Origin of the sequence: Parasphingorhabdus sp. (genome assembly GCF_036963805.1) — a bacterium.
GTDB lineage: Bacteria > Pseudomonadota > Alphaproteobacteria > Sphingomonadales > Sphingomonadaceae > Parasphingorhabdus.
On the sequence record NZ_JBALUN010000006.1, the window covers coordinates 121,022 to 127,242 of the forward strand.

At 49.1% G+C, this 6,221-nt stretch carries 8 protein-coding genes, 1 tRNA gene and 2 pseudogenes; 7 read left to right on the forward strand and 4 right to left on the reverse strand.

From position 1 onward, the window contains the following. Positions 1-111: 111 nt before the first annotated feature. Positions 112-1,347 (forward strand): NAD(P)/FAD-dependent oxidoreductase, encoded by a 1,236-nt coding sequence (locus V7676_RS14330; protein ID WP_335660388.1) that lies wholly within the window; start codon positions 112-114, stop codon positions 1,345-1,347. Here the strand turns inward: V7676_RS14330 and V7676_RS14335 are convergent. Next, positions 1,344-1,859 (reverse strand): 2'-5' RNA ligase family protein, encoded by a 516-nt coding sequence (locus V7676_RS14335; RefSeq protein WP_335660389.1) that lies wholly within the window; start codon positions 1,857-1,859, stop codon positions 1,344-1,346. The genes V7676_RS14330 and V7676_RS14335 overlap by 4 nt on opposite strands. Positions 1,860-1,951: 92 nt before the next feature. Further along, positions 1,952-2,491, reverse strand: a complete 540-nt coding sequence (locus V7676_RS14340) for a peroxiredoxin (RefSeq protein WP_335660390.1) — start codon at positions 2,489-2,491, stop codon at positions 1,952-1,954. Between the two features lie 122 nt (positions 2,492-2,613). Between V7676_RS14340 and V7676_RS14345 the strand changes: the two genes are divergently transcribed. Continuing rightward, positions 2,614-3,045: a hypothetical protein gene (locus tag V7676_RS14345; protein ID WP_335660391.1), complete on the forward strand. Its 432-nt coding sequence runs from the start codon at positions 2,614-2,616 to the stop codon at positions 3,043-3,045. Positions 3,046-3,083: 38 nt separating this feature from the next. Here the strand turns inward: V7676_RS14345 and V7676_RS14350 are convergent, their stop codons facing one another. After that, positions 3,084-3,815, reverse strand: coding sequence for a queuosine precursor transporter (locus V7676_RS14350; RefSeq protein WP_335660392.1), 732 nt, complete (start codon positions 3,813-3,815; stop codon positions 3,084-3,086). A 168-nt stretch (positions 3,816-3,983) separates the two neighbouring features. Here V7676_RS14350 and V7676_RS14355 point away from each other — a divergent pair. The 5 genes and pseudogenes from V7676_RS14355 to V7676_RS18855 all read left to right on the forward strand — a co-directional run. Continuing rightward, a tRNA-Arg gene (locus V7676_RS14355) sits at positions 3,984-4,060 on the forward strand. A gap of 169 nt (positions 4,061-4,229) precedes the next feature. Beyond that, a complete protein-coding gene (locus V7676_RS14360) occupies positions 4,230-4,373 on the forward strand; it encodes a hypothetical protein (protein ID WP_335660393.1) in 144 nt (47 codons plus the stop codon). Positions 4,374-4,641: 268 nt separating this feature from the next. Then, positions 4,642-4,794, forward strand: coding sequence for a hypothetical protein (locus tag V7676_RS14365; RefSeq protein WP_335660394.1), 153 nt, complete (start codon positions 4,642-4,644; stop codon positions 4,792-4,794). A gap of 100 nt (positions 4,795-4,894) precedes the next feature. After that, a complete protein-coding gene (locus tag V7676_RS14370) occupies positions 4,895-5,401 on the forward strand; it encodes a DUF421 domain-containing protein (RefSeq protein WP_335660395.1) in 507 nt (168 codons plus the stop codon). 328 nt (positions 5,402-5,729) lie between these two features. Further along, positions 5,730-5,864: pseudogene (locus V7676_RS18855) on the forward strand (ligase-associated DNA damage response exonuclease); the annotation flags it as partial. A gap of 246 nt (positions 5,865-6,110) precedes the next feature. Here the strand turns inward: V7676_RS18855 and V7676_RS14375 are convergent. After that, positions 6,111-6,221, reverse strand: a pseudogene (locus tag V7676_RS14375) (PEP/pyruvate-binding domain-containing protein); the annotation flags it as partial.

Consider the following 6,221-nt stretch of genomic DNA (forward strand, 5'->3'; position numbering starts at 1 on the left):
AATCTTATCGGTCAACAAGTTGCGTTTCATTTTCTGCTTATGCTTGCAAGAGGACCATCATCCGCGCTAACAGTCGTCCCCTTGCCGGATACCGGCGCAATGGGGCCTAATATGAATAAACATTATGATATTTTGATTGTTGGCGCGGGCCATGCGGGCGCGCAAGCTGCGATTGCACTGCGTCAGCAGAAGTTTGAAGGCACGATTGCCTTGATGGGTAATGAAAAATACCCCCCCTATGAGCGCCCCCCGCTTTCCAAAGAATATCTGGCTGGCGAAAAGCCGTTTGAGCGCATCATGCTGCGGCCTGAAAGCTTTTGGGGCGAGCGCGAGATTGACCTTTTAACCGGATGCCGCGTTGCAAAAGTCGACCCGATAGGAAAAAAAGTCACGCTAAGCTCCGACGAGGAAGTCGGATTTGGCAAGCTAATCTGGGCCACGGGCGGATCGCCGCGCATGCTGAATTGTGCAGGCAGCCAAGCACGCAATATTCATGGCGTGCGGTCTCGCGCAGATGTCGATAAAATGATAGCCGCCCTGCCCACAACCGAAAATGTCGTTGTTATCGGCGGCGGCTATATTGGGCTTGAGGCGGCGGCTGTGCTGACCAAATTGGGCAAAAAAGTGACTGTAATCGAAACGCTAGACCGGGTGCTATCGCGGGTCGCGGGAGAGACACTCTCGCGCTTTTTTGAAGAAGAGCATCGCCAGCATGGCGTGACCATTGAACTCGAATCGATGGTCGAGGAATTCGAAACCAATGACGAGGGCATGGCGACTGGCGTAAAACTGGCCGACGGCCGGGTTTTTCCTGCTGAGATGTTCATTGTCGGTATCGGAATTATTCCGGAAACTGGTCCTTTGGTCGCCGCTGGCGCAGCGGCTGGCAACGGCGTGGATGTTGACCAGCATTGCCGAACCAGTCTGGAAGATATTTACGCAATTGGTGATTGCGCGGCCCATAGCAACCGCTTTGCCGATGGCGCCCATATCCGCCTCGAATCCGTTCAAAATGCGAATGATCAGGCAAAGGTTGCCGCGCTCGACATCATGGGCGAAGATTGCGAATATAATGCGATACCGTGGTTCTGGTCCAACCAATATGATTTGAAGCTACAGACCGTTGGCCTGTCCACCGGACATGACGAATATGTTGTGCGCGGAGAGCCTTCGTCACGGAAATTCTCGATCATCTATCTGAAGGACGGGAAAGTCATCGCGCTGGATTGCGTCAATGCGACCAAAGATTATGTGCAGGGCCGCAAAATTGTGGAAGCAGGACTATCGCTGGATCGCACGCAATTAGCAGATACCGAGATACCGCTCAAAGAAATCGAACGGGTCTAGGCGCGAAACGGCCATAATCCGATAGATTGCCAAGGACCGTCCATATAATAATGCAACGCCAGGCCCTTTATCTGGAATGGTCGCGGTATAAAATCGCTAGATAATTTGTTGAGTAGTTCTTGCGCCTCTTTGGCCGAGACCTTGTTCTGTATGGTGACATGCAATCGTGGAATCTGTTGGTCCTGCGCGACCAAAAGCCCGTGGAAACGGTCCGCCAATTCCATACGCATATCGAGCAGATCGGGTGAATGGAGCTGATAGCCAACGCCGCTGCCCAAATGAATCAAGCGTTGGAGCGAGGTCACAGGCGGCGCACTATATCGGGTCATCTCGACAACCGCTTGCTTGATTTCTGCCAGTGCCTGTGGCGGCAGATGGTGGAAAAGCGTGATATGGGCCGGAATGACATTACGCTCCGGCGGATAATATTGCCGGCGAAGACCATCGGCCCAAGCCAAATCCTGTTTGCCCATCACAGCGGACATGATGATCGGTTTATGGAGCGCGGTCATGGACGCACGCTATCGTCATAAAAGAAAAACCGCGAACGAATAATCGCCCACGGTTTTTTTGATTCTATCTCTGTCCGAGATTCGCCCGCTAATTAAGCAGCGCCTTCTTCGGAAAGCCATTTCAGCATATTTTCAGGTGCAGTTTCACCATAAGGATCGCTATCGATACCAGTATCGTTGATGCCGGGCTCTTCAAACCAGGCAGTGACTACGCCGTCATCGGCAATCATGCCGTAACGCCAGCTGCGTTCACCAAAACCAAGATGGTCTTTCTTGATCAACATGCCCATGCGGCGGGTAAAGTCAGCAGAGCCGTCTGGAAGCAATTTGACTTTTTTCAGGCCGAGTGATTGGCCCCATTGATACATTACGAAAGCATCATTGACGGAAATACAATAGACTTCATCAACGCCTCTGGCTTTAAATTCGTCATAAAGCCGTTCGAACGCAGGGCATTGTTCATTGGAACAAGTTGGTGTGAAAGCTCCGGGGAGGGAGAAGACAGCAATGCGTTTTCCGCTGAACAAATCTTTCGTATCGACATCTTCCCAGCGAAAGGGATTCGGGCCGTCTACGCTTTCATCACGAACGCGGGTATGCAGGGTAACTTGGGGGACATTTCTACCGATCATTTGATTCTCCTTTTGAATGAAGCCTGACATATAGACATAAATTAAAAGCGATAAAATTGATTAATTAAATCGCTGATAGTCAAAAAAGCGATCAATGAACTATGCGTTCGAGGGAGATATTTATGACACAAAACCGAAAAGCACCGCTCTGGTTCTGGATCGCCGGAATATTGATCTTGTTATGGAATGCTATGGGCGTTTTCGCTTATGCCTCGGACATCATCATGTCGGCGGAAGATTTTGCGCGGCTGACCGAACTGGAACAAAATCTTTACGCCAATCGACCCTATTGGGCGTCTGCCGCTTTTGCTGTCGCCGTTTTTTCCGGATTTCTGGGGTCCGTCATGTTACTGCGGCGCAGACCGATTGCGGTTCGCCTGTTCCTTTTGTCGATGGTCGCGGTGATGGTCCAGTTTAGCAGCTATTTCATTCTGGATGGCTATTCCGATTATATTGCGCAAACCGGCTGGCTCATGCCAATAGCCCTATTGGTTCTCGCGGTTATGTTTTACCTGTTCGCCCGATGGGCAGAGAAAAACCTCCTGCTCGGATAATTCGCTCAGGGGACTGCCCTCCCCATCCAATAAGCCAGTTAAACGGAGGTACTAAACGGTGTGAAGTCTGTGGCTTCGTCATAAATATCGACACCCTCACGCTGCTTCAGCCAACCAACGACGATATAGGTGACAGGCGTCAGCACGACTTCCCACAGCACTTTCAGCAGCCAATTGGTGACCATCACCGTCAGCACAGCAGACGTGTCCCAGATGCCCCAGAACGCGAGAGGATAGAAGATCAGGCTATCGACCCCCTGCCCGACCACGGTGGACCCGATGGTCCGCGTCCATAGTTTTTTGCCGTTGGTCCAGACCTTCATCCGCGCCATCACATAGCTGTTTACAAATTCACCGGCCCAAAAAGCGATAATGGATGCCGCTACAATCCTCGGCACTTGGCCAAAAACAGATTCATAGGCTGATTGCCCGTCCCACTCCGCAGCGGGCGGTAAGGACACCACGACCCAGCTCATGAAAGCCATGAACAGCAGCGCGCCAAAACCGGCCCAGATCACCCGCCGTGCGCGGGCATATCCATAAACTTCGGTCAATATATCGCCGATGACATAGCCGAGCGGGAAAAATAAAATGCCCGCGCCGTAAATCCACTGCTCGCCGTTGATATTAATAAAGGTGGGCTTTGCCGCACCGATCACATTGGACAACAACAAGATCGTGACAAAGGCCGCCATCACGAAATCAAAATACCGGAAATGATGGCCAGCCTGACTGGCGGCGGTACTGCGCTTTACGGGATTGATGCTCATCCGCGAATGATTAGACGATTGCTACCAAGTTTCAATAATATATCCGTTTATCGGATGCTCACAGTCGACGTGCATCCTGTTTTACCATCAGATGGTTGACATTCCCAGCGATCCTGTTTACGCGCTAGACCGCAGAAAACTGCGAATAAGCATGGATTTATAAAGTGTGCGCCCGTAGCTCATCTGGATAGAGCGCGAGACTTCTAATCTTGAGGCAGCAGGTTCGAGTCCTGCCGGGCGCACCATCGTTTTTGGCAGATGCGAAGTGAAAACGCCCCACTCTTTTGTCGACGATTTTATATGGGAATTCTCTCCTCCATCCAGAATCATTTATCAACGCGGCCACTAGGGTCGTTTGATTGACTCTCTTGAAGTTGTGCCAGATACGTATTTCCCTATTATTCTAGAGGTGCCATGCCATTGCTTGATGCAGCGGGGATCGCGGATAAGATTGACGGCGGAATAATGAAAATTGAAGCGCAGAAAGATGCGAAGACCTTTGTCGAGCAATACAAAAAGCTGCGTTATTGGGATCGCGTTTCAGCAAATGCGGGATAATTTATCACGCTTCGGCTTTTCCTGATTAAAACGCGGCGAAAACAGGTGGCCTATACTTGAATCGAGCGCGGCCCGGTACCGATATCTATATTCCAACCAAGATATTGTTGCGTCTCGCTAAATAGCACCGTGGATATAGCGCTTTTAGCTCTTTCTACAGGATTTATCCGCAGAGATTCGCAACCAAACTGCCGGTAAAGAGTAAATTATTTGAACCACATATATTATGCCAACAAGCACAACCTCAAATGATAAAATGGAGTTTCATATGAAGTTTTTTTGGAGAACAATCACTGCCGCAGCTGTTTCAGTAGCCGTACGTACCGTAATGAAAAAGATTCAGAACCGATCTGAAAATAAAAGCCCTGAGGGTGATGAACTTTTAAATCCGGTATTAGCAAACCCTCAATCGCGTGGTTAGCAATAATATTAGAATAGTAGATGTCAGGCTTAAAGTGTCTCTGACGATTTCTTCTGATCTGCTATTTTCTCAGTAGCGCCGAGAATTAGGAGCGTAGCCATTGTTTAGTGAAGATGTAGAGCGAGATCTTTTGTTGCGCGTAGTCTGCTTGGCTCCGATTGCTCTTTTGTGGGTTGTCGTAAATGTGAGGGTTGTCGGCCTTCGCTCTTTTTCCAAAATGACAGCCTTTGATTTTGTAGTCACTGTCGCGATCGGCTCCCTTCTCGCGGCCGCCGTGACGGTTCAAAAATGGCCTGATTTTATACAATCTATTGGCAGCATTAGCATACTCTTGGCTTCCCAATTTATAATCGCCCGGGTCAGGATCGCATTTCCCCAAGCTTTTGGCATGGTGACGAACGATCCGGTGATTTTGATGAAAGACGGCGTATTTATCGACGGTAATTTAAGGGCTACACGGGTCACACGCGCCGATGTTTACGGGAAATTACGGGAAGCAAATGCTTTAAAACTATCTGAGGTAAACGCTGTAATATTAGAAACTACCGGAGATATCTCCGTTTTACACGGCGGCGACCCTGATAGCGCTATATTGCCAATTCTATAATTTGGAGTCTTTAGGATGAGGGTAGCTAGAATGCACGCTGATTCAGTTCAAGTGAACTGAAAAGATCAATTCCAATTGATATAATCTGTACCCGTCTGCTGTTCGCAAAAGGTTTATGGAGCGGGTACTCATGGTCGTATTTGATGCGTTCCCCATAGTTCTCTGACCCGTTTGCGTTCCAGTAAGCAAAACAAGCCTTTCCAACCGAGATAACGGGTAGCACTTTGTCACCAATAGCGACATTAGACTTTATCATTGAAAAAGAGCGATTAGTTTATCTGTTGACTGGAACCTTATGTAATTCAATCCTGCGATCCGTTTATTTCCGGTGCCTTGCGATATTTTCATCACCGAGGCGACCTTTGGTTTGCCTCTGTTCAAGCATCCGCCAATTAACGACGAGATTGCAAAGGTTTTTGATCGGTTGGAAGCTCAGCGGAATTATTGCATTCATGTTGGTGCCTAAACGCCGGCATTGGTAGCAGACTAGATAAGTTAGTCGGGAGAAATGATCGGAGCTGTACGACTCGACTCCGCAAAATAATTCGCCGAGTGTCCCGCGTCCGGGCCTTTAGCATTACGAAGGTTGATGATCATGCATAGCTATCTGAATAATGCGCTGTTTAGAGATAATGTCCGTCGTCAGATAATTTGAGACTGATGCCAGTTTAAAATAGGCGAGTATTTGGTTCCATCGGGTTGGTTGATATTAGGCGGCGATCTTGCGGTATTGCAAGCGCCTTTGCTCGATGGTTTTTCGTTTGATCCTTTCTCTTTGTTTGATGATGGCTTCGGCCCGACCAAAGTAGGCGTCAGCGGG